The organism is Paenibacillus sp. FSL R5-0470 (assembly GCF_037975205.1).
Lineage (GTDB): Bacteria > Bacillota > Bacilli > Paenibacillales > Paenibacillaceae > Paenibacillus_AQ.
Map to the genome: position 1 here is coordinate 4,301,417 of NZ_CP150238.1, position 17,439 is coordinate 4,318,855.

At 42.5% G+C, this 17,439-nt stretch carries 18 protein-coding genes; 4 read left to right on the forward strand and 14 right to left on the reverse strand.

Going from position 1 to position 17,439, the window contains the following annotated elements; genetic code table 11:
• Positions 1-104: 104 nt before the first annotated feature.
• A complete protein-coding gene (locus MKY99_RS19035; RefSeq protein WP_042189493.1) occupies positions 105-944 on the reverse strand; it encodes a DegV family protein in 840 nt (279 codons plus the stop codon).
• A 171-nt stretch (positions 945-1,115) separates the two neighbouring features.
• Between MKY99_RS19035 and MKY99_RS19040 the strand changes: the two genes are divergently transcribed.
• Positions 1,116-1,340, forward strand: a complete 225-nt coding sequence (locus MKY99_RS19040) for a hypothetical protein (protein ID WP_042189495.1) — start codon at positions 1,116-1,118, stop codon at positions 1,338-1,340.
• Positions 1,341-1,416: 76 nt separating this feature from the next.
• On the opposite strand, the gene MKY99_RS19045 is transcribed toward MKY99_RS19040, so the two are convergent.
• From MKY99_RS19045 to MKY99_RS19075, 7 genes are all read right to left on the reverse strand, one after another.
• Positions 1,417-2,652, reverse strand: coding sequence for an MFS transporter (locus tag MKY99_RS19045; RefSeq protein WP_339265683.1), 1,236 nt, complete (start codon positions 2,650-2,652; stop codon positions 1,417-1,419).
• Between the two features lie 155 nt (positions 2,653-2,807).
• Positions 2,808-3,281, reverse strand: a complete 474-nt coding sequence (locus MKY99_RS19050) for a MarR family transcriptional regulator (RefSeq protein WP_339265685.1) — start codon at positions 3,279-3,281, stop codon at positions 2,808-2,810.
• 201 nt (positions 3,282-3,482) lie between these two features.
• Positions 3,483-4,130 carry a FusB/FusC family EF-G-binding protein gene (locus tag MKY99_RS19055; protein ID WP_339265687.1) on the reverse strand — a complete coding sequence of 216 codons (648 nt, stop codon included), beginning with the start codon at positions 4,128-4,130 and terminating at the stop codon, positions 3,483-3,485.
• Between the two features lie 228 nt (positions 4,131-4,358).
• On the reverse strand, positions 4,359-5,153 hold the full coding sequence (locus MKY99_RS19060) for a PHP-associated domain-containing protein (protein WP_339265689.1): 795 nt from the start codon (positions 5,151-5,153) through the stop codon (positions 4,359-4,361).
• A 34-nt stretch (positions 5,154-5,187) separates the two neighbouring features.
• Positions 5,188-6,021: an energy-coupling factor transporter transmembrane component T gene (locus MKY99_RS19065; protein WP_339265691.1), complete on the reverse strand. Its 834-nt coding sequence runs from the start codon at positions 6,019-6,021 to the stop codon at positions 5,188-5,190.
• Positions 6,008-7,756 carry an energy-coupling factor transporter ATPase gene (locus MKY99_RS19070; RefSeq protein ID WP_339265693.1) on the reverse strand — a complete coding sequence of 583 codons (1,749 nt, stop codon included), beginning with the start codon at positions 7,754-7,756 and terminating at the stop codon, positions 6,008-6,010. The genes MKY99_RS19065 and MKY99_RS19070 overlap by 14 nt, the downstream gene beginning before the upstream one ends.
• The gene (locus MKY99_RS19075) at positions 7,749-8,627 is read right to left on the reverse strand and encodes a hypothetical protein (RefSeq protein WP_042189507.1); all 879 of its coding nucleotides are present in this window, start codon (positions 8,625-8,627) and stop codon (positions 7,749-7,751) included. Before MKY99_RS19075 ends, MKY99_RS19070 begins: the two co-directional genes overlap by 8 nt.
• Before the next feature lie 180 nt (positions 8,628-8,807).
• Here MKY99_RS19075 and MKY99_RS19080 point away from each other — a divergent pair, with 180 nt between their 5' ends.
• Positions 8,808-9,641 (forward strand): MurR/RpiR family transcriptional regulator, encoded by an 834-nt coding sequence (locus MKY99_RS19080; RefSeq protein WP_339265697.1) that lies wholly within the window; start codon positions 8,808-8,810, stop codon positions 9,639-9,641.
• A 106-nt stretch (positions 9,642-9,747) separates the two neighbouring features.
• Positions 9,748-10,422 carry an SOS response-associated peptidase gene (locus tag MKY99_RS19085; protein ID WP_339265699.1) on the forward strand — a complete coding sequence of 225 codons (675 nt, stop codon included), beginning with the start codon at positions 9,748-9,750 and terminating at the stop codon, positions 10,420-10,422.
• Between the two features lie 349 nt (positions 10,423-10,771).
• Here the strand turns inward: MKY99_RS19085 and MKY99_RS19090 are convergent, their stop codons facing one another.
• The 4 genes from MKY99_RS19090 to aroA form a co-directional block, all read right to left on the reverse strand.
• Positions 10,772-11,299, reverse strand: coding sequence for a DNA topology modulation protein (locus tag MKY99_RS19090; RefSeq protein WP_339265701.1), 528 nt, complete (start codon positions 11,297-11,299; stop codon positions 10,772-10,774).
• Positions 11,300-11,376: 77 nt separating this feature from the next.
• Positions 11,377-12,294 carry a hypothetical protein gene (locus MKY99_RS19095; protein WP_339265703.1) on the reverse strand — a complete coding sequence of 306 codons (918 nt, stop codon included), beginning with the start codon at positions 12,292-12,294 and terminating at the stop codon, positions 11,377-11,379.
• Positions 12,295-12,411: 117 nt separating this feature from the next.
• On the reverse strand, positions 12,412-13,467 hold the full coding sequence (gene aroC / locus MKY99_RS19100) for a chorismate synthase (protein WP_339265705.1): 1,056 nt from the start codon (positions 13,465-13,467) through the stop codon (positions 12,412-12,414).
• An 18-nt stretch (positions 13,468-13,485) separates the two neighbouring features.
• A complete protein-coding gene (aroA, locus tag MKY99_RS19105; RefSeq protein ID WP_339265706.1) occupies positions 13,486-14,832 on the reverse strand; it encodes a 3-phosphoshikimate 1-carboxyvinyltransferase in 1,347 nt (448 codons plus the stop codon).
• Between the two features lie 105 nt (positions 14,833-14,937).
• Here aroA and MKY99_RS19110 point away from each other — a divergent pair, with 105 nt between their 5' ends.
• The gene (locus tag MKY99_RS19110; protein ID WP_339265708.1) at positions 14,938-15,834 is read left to right on the forward strand and encodes a LysR family transcriptional regulator; all 897 of its coding nucleotides are present in this window, start codon (positions 14,938-14,940) and stop codon (positions 15,832-15,834) included.
• Between the two features lie 42 nt (positions 15,835-15,876).
• Here the strand turns inward: MKY99_RS19110 and MKY99_RS19115 are convergent, their stop codons facing one another.
• Entirely contained in the window at positions 15,877-16,137 is a 261-nt protein-coding gene (locus MKY99_RS19115; RefSeq protein ID WP_339265710.1) for a helix-turn-helix domain-containing protein, read from the reverse strand.
• Between the two features lie 15 nt (positions 16,138-16,152).
• The gene (locus MKY99_RS19120; RefSeq protein ID WP_339265712.1) at positions 16,153-17,145 is read right to left on the reverse strand and encodes a hypothetical protein; all 993 of its coding nucleotides are present in this window, start codon (positions 17,143-17,145) and stop codon (positions 16,153-16,155) included.
• Positions 17,146-17,439: the final 294 nt, after the last annotated feature.

A 17,439-nucleotide genomic window follows, 5' to 3' on the forward strand; every position in this document is an offset into this window, starting at 1 on the left:
TATATTTAAATAAAAATCGCACACAGGAACTCGTCCCATGTACGATCGTATAATTCCAGAAATCTGAACACCTGCTGGCAAATATAAACGCCCTCGGAGTCCTATTAAAAAGCAACACCAATTCCACCTTCACCCGCATAGGTTCCCATTACAGGTCCCATACTTGAGAGTAAAACTTCTTTGAACGGGTGCTTTTGTAAGATGCGTTCTTTAATCTCAAGTGCAAGCTTCTCACAGTTACTGTGTACTATAGCGATAACAGCCTTCTCGTAGTCATGCTGCTTCTCATCCAAATGCGCAAGCAGCCGGTTTAATGCCTTTGGAAGACCCCGGGTCTTCTCCACTACCTCAACAGTACCCTCTTCGCTGATTTTAAGCAGTAGTTTGATATTTAGCACGGAAGCAACCGCTCCTGATATCCGGCTTAGACGTCCGCCCTTCATTACATTCTCAAGTGTATCCAGTGTAAAATATGCGCGAACTTCATCCATTTGCTGAAGCACCTTGTCCTTCAGTTCCTGCAGACTTGAACAAGTCTGTGACCACTTCGCCGCAAGGCCCACGATCAGCGACAACCCGCCAGAAAAGGTCTTGGAATCTATAACCTCTATCGCATTGGTGTGTCCTTCTTCTTGGTACATTTCCATAGCGATCATAGCCGTCTGATAAGTGCTACTAATATTAGAGGACATACAAATGACCATAATGTCAGTACCTTCCTCTACTTGCCTGAATGTCTCAAGGAATTGGTTTGGACTTGGACTTGCCGTAGTAGGTAGCTCCTTGGATTCACTCATTTTAGCATAAAAGGTTTTCGTATCCGTATCCGCAGGCATTAACTCATGCCCAAAATGAACCGGTAGATGGACCACGGAAACATTATACTTCTCCATGTAGTCAAGGGGTAGGTCAGAACCGCTATCTGTTATGATCTTGATTGCCATAATATAAGTACTCTCCTTTCAATATCAGTACTATTATAGCTATCGCCAAATGAAATCTCCAGTAACCAATATAACTTGAAAAATCCTTCAATTTGTGCTTATGTCTTTCTTCCTTAACTTGTCCTAATATGATATGGTTTATGAATAAGCGTATAGAAATGGAGTGTATGTATGAGTAAGGGAAGAGTATGGAACCGAGGCAAGCATGATGGAACAGGACTATCAAGAAAAAAAAGCGTGGATCAAGAAGTTACAACATCTACTGAAACAGAAGCGACTGAAGCTTCAAGTGAACCGTCAAATGCCAGAATTGATACAGTTAAACCGATGAATCGTACGAACTGGGTAACTCGTCCTGCACGGGTTATCAATAAAGATTCCAAAAACAAACAATAACTATGACAAATAGGGTTTCAGAACTTGTCCCAGAGTTCTGAAACCCTATTTTTATATGTTCTTAAACGTAGGTAGTTTACATAATTACATCCGGACGCTTATACAAAACGAGTATGGCTGCTGCTATAAGGATCATCCCCATAAATGCGGGTGCGGCATGGCCTAGTGATACATAAATCTGACCTCCAATGATAGGCCCAATCATTCTTGCTAAAGCCTGAATAGATTGGCTACCTCCTTGAATCCTACCTTGTTCACTAGAATCGACAGACTTGGAAAGCATCCCGTTAAATGAAGGCCCAAAGATCGAATCCCCAAAGCCAAATATAAACATTCCAGCGATAAAAAGAGGATAGAATGAGAACAACGCAGATAACGCAATAAAACTGTAACCGATAATTTCTGAAGCCATTCCAAGAATTGCTATACGTTTATCACTAAGTTTCTTCAACAGCTTTGGCATGATCAAACCTTGTGAAATGATGTCTTGGAGACCCATAATCGAAAACATAAGACCGATTAGTGCAGGCTTCCAGCTGAAAGTATCCATCGTAAATTGAGAAAATACTGCCTGTAAAGATCCGTTAGGAATCCAGAGTAAAAACGCTGAGACTAGCAGCCTATTTAAGTTTTTCATGGAAAGTAAGTTTGCAAGCTGTGAGAATGGATTCAGTCTTACAAAGGTAATCTCCTTCAGTCTATTCTTCTTGGCAAGGCTCTCTGGCATAAAAAAGAATCCATAAACAACATTCAATAAAGTTATGATTGCTCCAAAATACAAGGGAACAGAATAACCAAACTTAGCAAGTAATCCGCCTATCGTTGGGCCAATGACGGTGCCTACACCTACAACTGCACTTACCCATCCGAAGTATTTGGTTCTCTGCTGCGAAGGAATAATGTCTGCAAAATATGCAAAGATCGTGCTTATGCTCCCGCCTGTTATCCCTTCGATTATACGTCCAGCAAATAGTACCCATAGAGCCCCTCCTATGCCAAAAACCAAGTACCCGACGGCGGAACCCAACAGGCATACTAAGAGTAATGGACGCCGGCCATATTTGTCGCTCAAAGCTCCAAGTACGGGGGCTGCAAAAAATACACAGACTGCATATACCGAGGTCAGCATCGTAACAACTACTGCTTGTTCTCCAGGACTCCTTGTATAAGGCTGCACTAAGAATGGGACGACAGGCATTATGATACTAAAGCCTATTCCGCAAAGAAACACAGAGATAAGACCGAATATTAATGCGTGTTTATCTACGGATTGTCCTGTGTTCTGTTCATTGTGTGATTTAAATATGGACATTTATGTTCACTCCTTAAAGTTACTATTTTGATTCCTAGGAAACATGTTTATCGTATCGCCATTTTGTTTCCTTGTCAACAAAATAATAACAATAAAAATGCAGCCGTTCTCCATAGAGCCCGACTGCATGTGGTTTCATTTTCATTATTAAAATTTTATTCCGATTTAATATCTTTACCCTGTTTCTTTATTTCCGCATCCAAATGACTACTATACTTTTCCACGAAACTAAGCATACTATCAAATTGTTCCTCGGTTATCTGCGCAAAGACGGCTTTATCCCGCTCTTGAAACTCTTTGTGAAGGTTCTCATGGATTTTATAAATTACTTTTCCTTGCTCAGTAAGCCTAAAATAGATTTCTTTTTTGTTATCCGACTTCTGGTAGCTTTCGATCAGGCCTTTTTCTATGAGTTTCTTAGTTAATTTACTTATAGCACCGCGAGTCATAAAAAAGGACTCCGCAAGTTTTGTAACGTTGGAATCTACATTTTTTTCAATGTATTCAATACAATGTACTTCGGAAGATGTATAACCCTTAAGACTTTCTTCCATCTTATCTTTGTTAAGCCAAACCATCTTATTATATAGGTCCCTGACACCCGTTAGGATCTGATCTTCTTTGTTCATGACCTGTCCTCCTACCCACTCTTACATTAACAATATTATATCACATTATTTTTTTGTTTCTATTTCAACAATATTCAAAATAATTAATTCAGAATTGAACGAACAGCAAATAGGGTTTCGAAACGGAAATCATTCGTTTCAAAACCCTATTGCTCTATAGTCTGAAGCTACCTACAAAAGCAGCCTTTGCTAATCCTAACATTATGCACGAGTGGAGAGAATGAATCTCTCTAACGCCGCTGTATCCGTAATCCTATGATTACATTCTTGGCTCTCTATGCAAATATATTGGCCAATGGAGGAGTAATCATCCGGCGAAGATTTTGCAAGCCTGGTCTTGACCGTAAAGAAGGCGAGCTGCTGCTGCCGATTACAGAACAGGCAATACCCCTTCTTGTTCATTGGTGTCATTCTACCCTCAATACCGATAAACTGCCCTTCGAACGGATATACAATAAATAGTTTATTGGTAGCAATATCTATCCAGCTCAAATATGTCATATATCGAAAGTCGATTGCTAATAAATCAGGTACCTTCAGCTTCTTATTCTTAGGGAATAACTTCTGAATCTGTTTCGGTGTAATCTGTGGAAAAGGTTCTAAATAAGGCTCTAATCCACTAAGATACTTCTGAAAATCGTATGCAGTCTCAAAGGCAGATATTTGTTGCAGCAACTGTTGCTGACTATCACTTAGTGTTGAAAAAGCTTCTACTACATTCAACGATGAACGATATCTTACCGTCTCCAAGACTCTTCGATCCGCTACAGTTCGCAGTGTTTTTAGAAGGAAGTCTGTTTGTTTTTTAATAAAATTATATTGATGGTTTCTAATAAACGGTGTATTCATTGCTCTTCAGCCCCTTATATTTTGAAATTTCATAAGGTGCAAAGCCCATCATTAGAAACGATAATATTTAGTTTGGGCGATCATCCATCCTATCGCACCTCACGCAAAGTATCGCCCTAATTTAGGCTTTGCGTGAGGAACTTCTAGCTAATGGGCAAACCAGCATTAGCACAGTACCACCTCCGATTACATTCACGAAAAAAGTATAACAGGAATGTTTGAAATCGGCTAGACCAGGTTACCAACCTCTGCATCATCTCTGGAAGGTGCTTCACCAATGAGCTGCTTCAAAAGTTTCTTCATCATGACCGAAGCTTTCACTTTGGTGTGAAGACAAGGCGAAAGCTCAATTTCGTAGTTGCCTTGCTTAATGGTTTCTTTCAATTCCTCAACCGTCGAGCAGGTAATATTCAACCGATTCAGAACACTCCCATATTGCAGACATTGATGACTATCACTACCGGCAATCACAGGTACACCAAGCTTTTCAGCAAATGGTGTGATCAGGTTCTTATAAGTCTCTGCCCCCTGCATGTAAATATCCTTTGCATTGAAATCAAAAGCATCTAATCTCCGAAGCAGCTCCGGGTCCAGTTGATGTAAAGGCGTAGAAGTACGGAAAGGATGAGCTCCGATTTTCCAAAGGTTATGTTCGTCAGCCATGTCCAGCAGATCCTTGAAAGGAATAAAATCCCCCTCCTGCGTATGCTCATCCAGTAAAGCGCGAACTGCTAGAACATTCTCCTTAAGACCGATCAGCAGGATATGACCTGTCTCCGCGATATCCACCTCCATACCTGGAAACAGTTTAAGTCCGTTTACATCATAATAATGTCCGTTATAAGGATAAGTCTGGTCCAGGATCTCATACATCGCAAAGAAATTAGAAGTGTTAAAGTGCTCGGTCAAAGCTACTGCCTGTAATCCATTCGCTTTCGCCTCAAACATCATTTCAGCAAAATATTCAGGGGAAAAGGTCGATTTCTTAGATAATTTACCGTGGGTATGCAGATCAATATTCATGTCTAATTCGTCTCCTTTGAGCTTATGAGTGATGTTAATATACCAGTTTAGGGTAGAGGTAGCCGATCCAGAAAAGCAAAATAACATAAACGGTGGATCCGGATAAAAAGTACCAGTCGGACCGCTTCATTTTCAAATAAGATAACTTGATCTTCTTCACTTTCTTATTATTCAGACCGTAGCTAAATCCCCTAGTCTCAAGCGCCTCGATCGTGGTCCGGGAACGTTTAGCGGTGTTTAGCATGAGTGGATAAAAAGCCATGATCACAATGCGCAAATAATACGTTGCTGTTCTCCAATACAACAAACCATGTTGCAGCGGTCTTTGTCCTCTCAGTCTGAAGGATAACAAAATCTGATGGAATTCCTCCAATAACGTAGGCAAAATACGATAACCATAAGATAAGCTGAAAGCAAATGTATCAGGAATCCCTAAGGATAGTAGGCCGTCGCTAAGTCTTTCCGGATCGAGACTGGAGAACACCGTAATACTCGCTAGTGATATCACTGAGAGCTTAAGTGTCAGCGTCAACATAGGCAGCAACGATTCAATTCCTCCGCCGAAAAAGAGAGACAGGATGAACATCCACCCAATTTGGCTGATTAATCCCAGACACAATATAAAAATAATATATGGGCTGACTCGGGAGAGGACAGTCGTTAAGACCATAAGCACGAACATCCCGAATAGAACTGTACGGTTATGTACAAACCAAGGCACAATGGCAAAGAACAAATACCAAAGTAGCAGCGTTCGCGGGTCGAGCCTCCCCAGAAAAGTACTGCTGCTGTTATAAGCAGTCCCTAAGAGTTCCAGTTTAATTTGTTCTACAGATATACGGTCAAGTGCCCGTTTAACGGCTTCCATGGATTGCAGTTACCTCCTTTTTCACTTCCACTAGACTTACGAATTCCTCTAAGCTGCTGCAAATTTTGGGCAAACCGAGCATACGACTCAGCTCCATCAATTGTGTCTGAGCCAGACCCGCCCTCCGTAATAGAAGTCCGTCAGCGAAGATTTCATCTTTCGTTCCGTCAGCAATAATCCTGCCTTGATGCATAACGATAATCCTAGTCGCCCATTCAGACACAAGCTGCATATCATGTGTCGCGATCACCACTGTCTCAACATGACTGCGAAGTGTATCCAGCACATGAACCATTTCCTGTTTGGTCGAAATATCCAGATTCGCCGTTGGTTCATCGAGCAGCATGACGGCAGGACGAACAGCGGCACCAATGGCTAGCGATACTCGGCGCTGCTGACCTCCACTCAGAAGTCGAGCGTCACGTTCTGCTAATTCATTGAGCCGGAAAGCTTTTAGCATTTCTGCTACTCTCTCTTCTGTGTCTGCTAGCTTCCGTGCCTTTAAATAATAAGCAATTTCTTTGCGTACAGAATCCTCAATAAACATTTCCTCTGGGTTCTGAAATACGTATGCTACGGTACTGGAGAGACGCTCGGGTGGCAGACCGTTCACGGTCATCCCTTTCACATTTACGGTTCCAGCTGTAGGTCTGACAATTCCAGCGATAAGCTTCATTAATGAAGATTTGCCCGCTCCGTTGTTGCCAATAAGAGCGATAGACTCACCCTGCCGCAGATCTAGCTGAACACCATTCAAGACAGGATGCATCGTCTTATGAATCGTACGGTATGAGAGGTGTACATTCTCCATCTGAACGACACTCTTCTCTTCCCGAATTACAGTAAGAGACTGCTCCTTCATATAGTCAGATGGATCATTTCTTTGGATCGTATCCTGCCGCAATATCATATGGGCGTTCCCTTCTTCAGCACTCAAGGGAAGTAATTGGGTTAGTGGCGCATCAGATTGCAACAGCCAAGCTGCCCGAGTCACATCCGGGGGATAAATGCCCAGCTCCAGCAGTTCTTTTACAGATGACAAAGCTTCACGCACCGGCTTCTGCCAGCACATTCTCCCCTTATCCATCAGGACAACATGCTTACAATAGTCTGCAATAAATTCCGCATGATGTTCGATCACTACAATGGTCTTCCCATGCTCCTCATTCAAACGGCGCAAAATATCATAGATATGGCGGGCATGCTGCGGATCCAGCTGAGCTACCGGTTCATCAATGACCAGAATTTCCGGATCCATCGCTAGTGCTCCGGCTAAAGCGAGCAAATGTTTTTGCCCGCCACTCAATTGCCAGATGAATTCATTTCTTAAATCGCTAAGTCCGGTTAGTGCCAGTGCTCGCTCTCCCCGCTCCTTGTAATCGGCAAATCCATAATTGAGTGGTGTAAACGACACATCATCAAGAACCGTCGGACGCACCAATTGATTCTCAAAATCCTGATAAACATACCCTATATGCTTGGAAAGCTCCGCTACACTTTTCCCATCCGCCGGTTGTCCACAGATCGTCGCCTCTCCAGTAAAGTCCCCTGTGTAATAATGAGGAATCAGGCCATTAAAGCATTTACACAGCGTGGATTTTCCCGAACCATTACTTCCTATAATGGCAATGAAATCTCCTTCTTCTAGCCGCAAGGATACTTCTTGCAGTACAGGTTGTTCGGCTCCTGGATAAGTAAAGGTAACTCCGTTCAGTTCGAGTATTGAATTACGCATCTACTTGACCCGCTTCCTGTCTTTTACGTGCTGAACGCCGAATCAGGGATATAATCGCTGTTGCTGCAACAATTGCCGCTACAAGCATACTCAGCCAGATTAAGCTCTCTTCATTGGACTCTGCCCATGCAAACTCAAAGTCACCAAAGTTCCATCCGGATTCCGAGAGCAATTCCGATCCAAGCGCAACCATGACCATAATCGTTCCAAAAATAACGAGCTTAGGAGATAACCAAGCCCCTGTTGCATATTTCATGTTCCGTTCACGCGGCTTCATACCAAGCAAAGGTTCGATTTTTCCATATAAACGTGGAACCAGATACATAGTTGGAATTAAGGCGAACAAGATACCGGAGAAGAGTACATCGTTCAAAAAGCCAACTCCCTCGATTACAACGATACTCTCTGCCAGACCTTTAACAGCTTCAAGTTCTTCTACACCCACCCATACTTTCACTATATCCACAACAGAGCTGAAGAACTGGTGAATTGCTACGCCAGTAATCGCCGCCACTCCAACCTGTCTACGATTCTTCGGATCAGATACCATACGGCCAGCAGTATACATCGCCAATGAGAAAGTGATGAATTTCTCCAATTCGCCCAGCCCACCAAATTGACCTAACATTAGTTCCCCGAAGATCACTTCACCTACAGCTGCCCCAATAGCCGCATACAATGGATGGAACAGCATACATAAGGTCAAAGGAATGAAAGCGAAATATTCAATCGATAATTCAATGGGGCCTAGTTTGATCCCAGGCACAAGCTCCGTAAACATATTGGACAAGCCATAAAGCGACATCGACAGTACAAAAATCATCATTTTTTGTGACTGGGTCAGCGTGTAGCGTGTTTTTATCGTACTCATGAATATTTGGCCTCCCTACAGGAATTTATCTTTATTATAAGAAGGCCATGTCAGCACAACTTTTACCAATTGTTAAATGGGAGTAATATTTTTTTCAGTATTTTTAACGTTGTAAAAATATTTACAACATCTTCGCACGTTATATTCTATTTATTGCTTCATATTAGGAGGAATGAGAGATTGTATAAGGATTGGAATCGTCGCGCTTTCTCACCAAATCAACGAATTATTGCTGACTTCATTCAAAAAAATGAGCAACGTGTGGTCTACATGACCGAACAGGAAATGGCAGATGAGCTTCAATTAAGTATCGCCTCCGTCTCACGGTTCTGGAAAGCGGCTGGATACAAGCATGCCAAGGATTTCAAGAGCCGACTCCGTTTCCGCTTCGAGTCTACACCTTCCATAAAAATGCGTGATGCCATGCAAAGATCGGATGATAGTTCACTCCCTCATGTGCTGCTGGACAATTGCTTACATCATCTGCAAGAAACACGCCGCTATTTAAGCGACGAGGCGCTGCAGCGCGCAGTGGATAATCTGTCGACAGCACGAATTGTGTATGTATATAGCCCTGGTCCATGTGCTGGACTGGCAGAGCTGATGATCTATCGTATGGCACGTTTTGGAATACAGATGAAAAAAATGGCCCCCAGCGGTCACGAACTGCTAGAGACCTTAATGCATGCTGATCAAAAAGATGTATTGCTTGTCTTTGGATTCGTTCAACTGTTACCTGAAATCGAAGTGATTCTGGACCATGCACGTGAAGCTAATTACCAGGTCATCCTGATCACCGATAGACTCGTGTATCCTCGATCCCAAGATGCAGACATTGTACTGTATGCCGGAAGAGGTGAGGTTTGGGAGTTTCACTCCATGGTCGGTCCCACGTATATTATCGAGAATCTGATTCTTGGGGTAGGCTTAGTAAACAGGGAGAGTAGTCTGAGTAAGCTGGACAAATTGCAGCAGCTAAGGGCGCAATATGGAGGGAAGCTTCCAAGGAGCTAGGTTAAGCTATAAAGAAACGGAGTGATTGCTAAAATAGGACCATGGAAATCATGAATAATTTACCTCCTTTTACAAACACTACGAAACAAAAGGAGGCTGATGTTTCATGTGTCAACGTTTTTCTCTGGCGGCCGAACTACAAGACATTAGGGATCATTTTGAAATCAAACGGGTGATGTACTACTATAAAGACCGCTATAATATTAGTCCCACACAGGATATGCCTGTCGTATTACAGCAGGATGGTGAGCGAATTCTGGATGAGTTCCGCTGGGGCTTCATTCCTTATTGGGGTAAAGATGCGATCAATGCGGATCTCCGAAATGTGCATCAGAATCCAACCTATCGCAAGATGGTGGACAAGCAGCGCTGTATTATCCCTTGTAATGGATTTTACTATTGGAAAAAAGAAGGCAAAAAGACTTATCCAGTTCGGGTAGTCATGAATAATCGCAGTATGTTCGGAGTGGCTGGTCTATACGAAATTTGGCGGGATACGCGCGGGGAGCCTCTTCGCACCTGCTCTCTGGTCATGACAGATGCCAATCCACTGATTAGCGAATTTGAGAGCCGGATGCCGGCGATTTTATCCCCACAGGATATCACTCGATGGCTTGATGAGGAGACAAATGATCTGGAAGCACTGAATCCGATTCTGCGGCCTTATTCAGCAGATGAAATGCAGGTGTACCCGGTCACACCAATGATTAGTAACAACAGGAATGACTCGGCTGAATGTATTCGAGAAATGGATCTGAAGGGATCCTGGGTAAAGCCTTGAGATGATAGCAGAATTGGATTAGATGCTCTAAAAATGAAGCAGCGGTGCTAGGGCTGAGAATTAAAACCTTAGCACATCGCTGCTTTAATTGCTACCGCTGAATACCGAAAGCAAGTTGCCGCTTTGATCTCTATTCTTCTACTGTCTACTTGACGGAGAGTTCTGTTTCATATTGTTCAAGCTTTTCAAAAACATCATCAACCCATTCTTGATCATCCCATATTTGTGGATTGTTAATCTTCCTTTCCGCAGGATGACCCGTTGTGAAAGTATCTACACCATCCTTGTACAAAGTACAAATCAACAATTTCTAATGACTTATTTACAGATTGAACTAACAGTTTGCAAGTCATCCCAGACCAGCCCCTTCCTTCTCCACCTTCCCTATAAACTCATCCATCTCTTTCCTCGTTCTCAGAATAACAACCTCTTTACGTCCTTTAATCTGCTCAAGTTTCTTTATAGTGTTCACTCGACCTTTTTTTCTATAATTCCAAACCCATTTCACAAAATCCCAATCTAATTTTTCTGGGCATTCTTGATTCATATCCGGTCTGGATTTCTTGTGATATATAATTCGTCGTTTGATAATTCGGTAGATGCATAGAAGTCTAGGCATATCTAAGAAAATTATTAAATCGGCTTTGATAATTCGGATATCCATCGTTCTTGAATAGTTACCATCCATGATCCAATGCTCTTCATTGATAAATTGTTCGACAATATTATTCCACTCTTCATTTGGTTTAGGAACCCAGTCGGCATTCCAGTAATAGGTATCCAAATGTACAACAGGGAGATCAAGTATGTAATGTAGTTTGCGAGACAAGGTAGATTTGCCCGATCCAGCAGATCCAATGACTAGTATTCGGTTCATAGGTTCTCCTTTCGCAAAAAAAACACTAACAGGACGTTAGTGCCTTCCAAGAGTTATTATTTTGAAATTTTTATAGCTTAAATCGATTTCAGAAAATCCTTAACAGCCTGCGTCTTCTTATCCCCGTTCTTCTCCAGTAGCATCAAAAATTCTTCAAGCTGGATCAGTAGTGGGCTGGCTTCAATCTGCTCTGGCCCCGCTTCTGACAATGTATTCTCGTATGCAATTGCCGCTTCTTCACTCATCACTTGCGTTATCTTATCAAAGAGCGGAGAGTTTTGGGCACCGTTAAACACATATTCTTTGGCTACGTTATAGGCTTCCTTAATAGCTATTGTACGGTTGGAAGACTTATAGGTTGACAAAAAATCTTCATATGCCATAGCCCGTTCTATGACCTTGTACCAGTTGATCAGCAAAGTTCCGTTCACAGCAGAGGGTTGCTCAGACTCAGTAGCCATCAGCTCGATATAGGCTTGCAAATCTTTGGAGACGTAAGGTTTGAACACTTTGAAGCTTTTGTATTGAATGATTGGATAAAAGCGTCCGCCACCCAATTCAAGCTTATAGTTCATGGCAGTCAAGTCCTGTAGAACAACACGGGTCTGGGACTGCTTCACCTTGGATCGAGCCAGCACCATTGACATGCCTGGAGTATAAATATCTTTGATATCTTGTTGAATAGCAGGCGTATTCATTCGTTTGATTGCTGTAGGTAGATAAGCTTTCAGGGCATTTTCCAAATGTAAAACGGCTAAATTAGCCTCTGCTGGCGTCATCTCATCAATACGATTGACTAAGGTGGCTTGGGCCAGACTGAGAGATGAAGGTTTCTTCACTCTTTGCTCAAACAAACTAAAAGCAGCAGAAGACTTAACAACCGCTGCTTTTGACCGCTGTGGGAAGGCAAAGGAAATGGCAAGACCGATACTGGTCAAGAACAGGATTAAGCCGAGAGGGGCAGCAATGCTTTTCATAAAAATTGATCGTTCCATGGTACAGCTCCTTCCAGGGTAGACTGAGACAATGATTCGATCTTAAAAATATCATTAAATGGAAAATAATTCAATAATCATGTCAAAATCAAACATCACCATTATGCCGCTCTAGAATTATCCAAGCATAGCAGCTTGTCGTTTGTACTGATCCTCCAGTACTAAACAAGCCATAGCCTCGACGACAGGTACGATTCTCGGACAAATACATGGATCATGTCTACCTTCAGTGCGTATCTCTTGTTCTTCCCCTTTGATGTTAGTCGTTTGCTGTGGCACAGAGATGGACGAAGTAGGCTTTACACTGATCCGAAATACGATTTCTTGTCCTGTGCTAATCCCCCCGATGATTCCTCCGGAATGATTAGTTAGAAAACCATCGCTATTCCTCGCATCATTATGCTCACTCCCCAGCATCGTTGCTGCTTCGAAGCCAGCTCCAAATTCTATCCCTTTAACAGCGCCAATGGACAGCATAGCTTTCGCCAGTTCTGCATCCAATTTATCAAAGACAGGCTCTCCAAGACCCGGAATCACGCCACTAATACGGCATTCTACAATGCCACCACAGCTATCCCCAATCTCGGCTAACCCCTCAATTTTTTTAATCATTTTGTCAGCTGCAATTGGATCACAGGCACGGACAGCGTTTTGTTCAATCACACCCTCATCGAAGGATTCACATCTTATGCCTCCGATTTCTTGTGTGTACGCTACTACCTGTACGCCTCTTCTCTCTAACAACTTACGAGCTATCGCACCTCCGGCCACTCTTGCCGCAGTTTCTCTACCTGAAGCACGTCCGCTACCGCGATGATCCCGAATGCCGTATTTCTCTAAATAAGTAAAATCGGCATGGCCCGGACGAAAAGCGTCCTGGATCTCGCTGTACGCTTCTGGTCTCATATCGTGGTTTTGAAGAACTACAAAGAGCGGTGTACCTGTTGTTTTCCCCTCAAATACTCCAGATTGTATGTGGACAACATCATATTCTTTACGAGGAGTAGTCACTGAAGATTGGCCCGGTTTTCTCCGATCCATCTGTTTCTGTATATACGCTTCGTTAATCTCGACGCCTGGTGTTACACCATCCACTATGACCCCTACCGACACACCATGTGACTCACCGAAGGTTGTAATTTTGAACACTTCACCGAATGTATTTCCTGCCATTATATATGCACTCCTTATTTAGTATTGGACCTGTACGCCTAACGCTGACAAACGGTCAAAATAATCTGGACAGGTCTTGGAGACACAACCAGGGTCGATAATCTGAATATTCTCAATCTTCAAGCCGATTAAAGAAAGCGCCATAGCCATCCGGTGATCGTCATGAGAATTTAGTAAAGCTGGGAGTGGCTGACCCGGATATACCGTTAGACCATCCTCAAACTCTTCCACATGTATTCCGAGCTTACTTATTTCCTCGCATATCGCGGCTATCCGATCACATTCATGATGTCTGATATGTGCAGCATCCTTTAGAGTGATTGGACCATCTGCAAAAATAGCCATAGCAGCCATTGTTAGTGTTTGATCCGACCACTTCTTCATACTCACTGTGAATCCACCCTTAAGCCGTGGGACACCTTGTACTTCAACAAAGTTCTCCCCACGAACAACGGTACAGCCCATTACCTCCAGAACGTCTAAAAACTCGATATCAGGTTGACTTGTCTCGCTAGCATTAATCCCTTCAATTCGTACACGTCCTGCCGTAAGAGCAGCTACCGCCCAGAAGTAACAGCATGTGGATACATCAGGCTCTAAAGTGATCGCTTGTCCCTGATACTTTCCTGTAGGAACCGTTATTGATTGACCGTCCTTAGACGCTTCTGGTGTTACACCAAAGGAGGCCATCATGGTAAGGGTCATCTCGACATAATCTCTTTGCACAACTTCTCCATCAATATACACGGTTACCGGTTTTTTGGCATACGGTGCGGCTAGCAATAATCCACTTATAAATTGACTTGAAGTGGAGCCGGGCAGCGTTGCCTTTCCTCCTTGCAGACCTTTTGCCTCTAATGTAAAAGGTAAACAACGCTCGGCTTGTTTATACTCAAATTGTGCACCCAAGGTCGTTAATGCGTCGAGTAATGGGGCGAGTGGTCTCTCACAAAGCCGTTTACTTCCATTCATTGTCCAAGTGCCAGTCCCTGCCGCGAGTGCAGCGGGTAAGAATCTCGCAACCGTACCAGCCGCTCCTACATATAGCTCACCAGTCGGATTCGGCCAGTTGCCGCCACATCCATCCACAACAGCTGTCTCTTCTTCTATCACAACGGGAATCCCCAGTTTCTTTAATGATTCAATACACCAGTAAGAGTCATCACTTCTTAATATTCCCTTTATTTCTGAACGTCCATCAGCTAAAGCAGCGATTACCAAGGCCCGATTCGTCAGACTTTTGCTTCCTGATATGGTTATCGTCCCATTGATTACCGCTTTCGCTGGGCTAATCTTCACTATGTGTTTATCGCTATTCGTTGACCATGGAGAACGTGCTTCTAAGTCCGGTTGATTGGATTCCACTTCATCCACCCCTTTGAATTATTCCTCTAGCCTGATTATAATGAATGAAATGAAATAAATGAAATCGGATTTTTACTATAATGATATAGAGGTGATCTATACCACATGTTCAACTTGGAGTGGTATCGTATTTTCTGGCAAACGGCACGTCATCGAAATTTAACAAAAGCTGCAGGGGAACTACATATTACACAGCCTTCTGTGAGTTATGCCATTAAACAAATGGAAGAAGCCTTAGGGCTGAAGCTGTTTCACAGGCTGTCCAAAGGTGTAGAGCTTACAGAAGAAGGACGAGCGCTATTTGAATATGTGGAGCAATCCTTTTCCATGCTGGATTCTGCACAGAAGCACCTGGAGAGCTTGAGGCAGTTAAATGAGGGAGAAATACGAATCGGAGCCAGTGATTATCTGATCAAGCACCTTTTGTTGCCACAGTTGAATACCTTTCATAGCACATACCCAGGTATACGAATTCGTCTCTCTCATGGGAAGACGCCAGACATCACTAAGCGTTTAAAAGATGGTGAGATCGACTGCGCCTTTGTCCATATGCCGCTTCACGATCCACTGCTAAATATACAGACGCTGGCTGTGTTAGAGGATTGTTTTGTAGTAGGTGAAGCCTATCAAGAATTAGCTAGTCGTTCACTAACCATGAGAGAAGTGTCAGAGCTGCCTTTAATCTTATTTTCTCAAGGAAGCAGTACTAGAGTATTTGTTGAACAATGGTTTGCGACTAAGGGATTATCGGTAATTCCAGATATTGAATTGGGGAGCATAGAACTGCTAGCAGAGTTCGCCAGATTAGGGTATGGGGCAGCTTTTATCAGCCGTTCTTTCGTGCAAGAGGATCTTCATAGTGAAAAGCTTCATGAGTTGAAGTTAGAAGATCCGCTTTTACCTCGCAGTATAGGTTTTGCAGTACGACGGGATCGAAAGCTGTCTATTGCGGCTGAGCAATTTGTTCAGATGATTGGGGCACGGCTATCTGAGGGTTTATAATTCTTTGACTAAAAAAGCAAAAAACATCGGGAATCCCGATGTTTAATTCATTCCTAAAGCTTCTTTAATTTGCGGGATAGATAAACCGTTTGTTTTCATCTCTTTGATCCAAAGAATGCGTGCGACGGTTTTCTCTCTTTTATATCTTCGTGTTAAATTCTCCTCGGCCTGTTCAAAGGGAAGCATGCCTTCTTCTGTGTAATGTTTGAGTGTACTATAACGAGAGTTTGTGATTCTTACCAATTCACCTATAGATATATACTCTGAAGCCAAAATATTCTCCATGGAGCGTTGTCTAGACATTGATTACCAACTCCTTTACAGCGGGCGCTTCGGAACAAGACGCACACCTTGGATTGGCACTTTCATCATTACAAAATGCGGGATCGCATCGTATAACAAATTATCAATTTTAAGGGTCGCAATCGATCCTCTCTCCATCACCTTAACTTCATGTCCATAGGATAATAATCTTGTAATAACTGCGTCTAGTCTTTGATTAGAATTATCAAACCAAGACTCTGTTTCTATAAAGACAGCTCGCGATGGCTCTAGGGCAGGGAATAAAAGATTGATGCTACTACCGATAAAAGTCTTCGCAAACTTTGTCTTCAATTCTAAAAAGCGTTTGATTCCCAGCTCAATTCCATGGCGAATTTGTATTGGAAGCAATGCCTTTGCCCATACATTACTTTGGTATAGATCATGTAGTTTGATATTTACCTTTTCTATTTCATTTAGCGAGAAGAAAACATGCATGCATCCACATTCACGAAGCAGCCACAGCATACAAATGACCTCATCCGTTACTGAACCCTCTTCCAAAATCTCTGCGCGAATGTTCTCTGTAATGCTTGAGTACGCCTCCATATTACTGCGATACGCTCTAACTTCAACTTCGGCAGTATCAAAATACATGTCGCTCCCTAACAGACTTGGGATATCTTCAAGCAAATCCATTGCTTTAAGATCATCTGAAATCGCTGTCTCGAACTTTTTTAATTGCTTGTTAGACAGCATGGAGGCCTTTTTTACCCACCAATTAAGATCACCCTTCACTTCAGCATGTTTATGAAGCAAGGGCTGTAGAACCGTTTCTCTATAAAGTGTTGAATGAGCTTGATCCAATCCTTCCTTGGGCAAAGTTAACTTGTTCTCTGATTGCGTAAAACATCCCTCAAAGTAAAGCTCCAATATAACCGCTGCTGCCATACAGCGTAAAGACACTTTCTTGACAGTAGTCATATGAAGACTTCTCTGTGCATTAAGCGCGATCACTGAAAAACTCGGTGCTAATTTTAAATCCATCATAACCATCCACCCCTATCCATAAATTCGTATTTACTGGATGATATTTATTCCGTATGGTGAGCGTTTTAATTTACTTACTACTTACCACTTACTACTTACTACTTATCACTTACAATACTCTACATTTACATTATTTTCAAGTGTTCTTGAATAAATTAAATAAAACCTCAACTTGTAATCGGAGACTACTAAAAGAACGGACAATCATATCCTTTTTAGCAAAAAAATCCAGATTGTCAAGCAATTATGCACATTGCTTGACGACCTGGATTTTAATTTAAAAATAAACCTACA

Bases quoted from the DNA above. Each gene is read 5' to 3' on its own strand.
- MKY99_RS19035 (WP_042189493.1), bottom strand. From the start codon at position 944: ATGGCAATCAAGATCATAACAGATAGCGGTTCTGACCTACCCCTTGAC.
- MKY99_RS19040 (WP_042189495.1), top strand. From the start codon at position 1,116: ATGAGTAAGGGAAGAGTATGGAACCGAGGCAAGCATGATGGAACAGGA.
- MKY99_RS19045 (WP_339265683.1), bottom strand. From the start codon at position 2,652: ATGTCCATATTTAAATCACACAATGAACAGAACACAGGACAATCCGTA.
- MKY99_RS19050 (WP_339265685.1), bottom strand. From the start codon at position 3,281: ATGAACAAAGAAGATCAGATCCTAACGGGTGTCAGGGACCTATATAAT.
- MKY99_RS19055 (WP_339265687.1), bottom strand. From the start codon at position 4,130: ATGAATACACCGTTTATTAGAAACCATCAATATAATTTTATTAAAAAA.
- MKY99_RS19060 (WP_339265689.1), bottom strand. From the start codon at position 5,153: ATGAATATTGATCTGCATACCCACGGTAAATTATCTAAGAAATCGACC.
- MKY99_RS19065 (WP_339265691.1), bottom strand. From the start codon at position 6,021: ATGGAAGCCGTTAAACGGGCACTTGACCGTATATCTGTAGAACAAATT.
- MKY99_RS19070 (WP_339265693.1), bottom strand. From the start codon at position 7,756: ATGCGTAATTCAATACTCGAACTGAACGGAGTTACCTTTACTTATCCA.
- MKY99_RS19075 (WP_042189507.1), bottom strand. From the start codon at position 8,627: ATGAGTACGATAAAAACACGCTACACGCTGACCCAGTCACAAAAAATG.
- MKY99_RS19085 (WP_339265699.1), top strand. From the start codon at position 9,748: ATGTGTCAACGTTTTTCTCTGGCGGCCGAACTACAAGACATTAGGGAT.
- MKY99_RS19090 (WP_339265701.1), bottom strand. From the start codon at position 11,299: ATGAACCGAATACTAGTCATTGGATCTGCTGGATCGGGCAAATCTACC.
- MKY99_RS19095 (WP_339265703.1), bottom strand. From the start codon at position 12,294: ATGGAACGATCAATTTTTATGAAAAGCATTGCTGCCCCTCTCGGCTTA.
- aroC (WP_339265705.1), bottom strand. From the start codon at position 13,467: ATGGCAGGAAATACATTCGGTGAAGTGTTCAAAATTACAACCTTCGGT.
- MKY99_RS19110 (WP_339265708.1), top strand. From the start codon at position 14,938: ATGTTCAACTTGGAGTGGTATCGTATTTTCTGGCAAACGGCACGTCAT.
- MKY99_RS19115 (WP_339265710.1), bottom strand. From the start codon at position 16,137: ATGTCTAGACAACGCTCCATGGAGAATATTTTGGCTTCAGAGTATATA.
- MKY99_RS19120 (WP_339265712.1), bottom strand. From the start codon at position 17,145: ATGATGGATTTAAAATTAGCACCGAGTTTTTCAGTGATCGCGCTTAAT.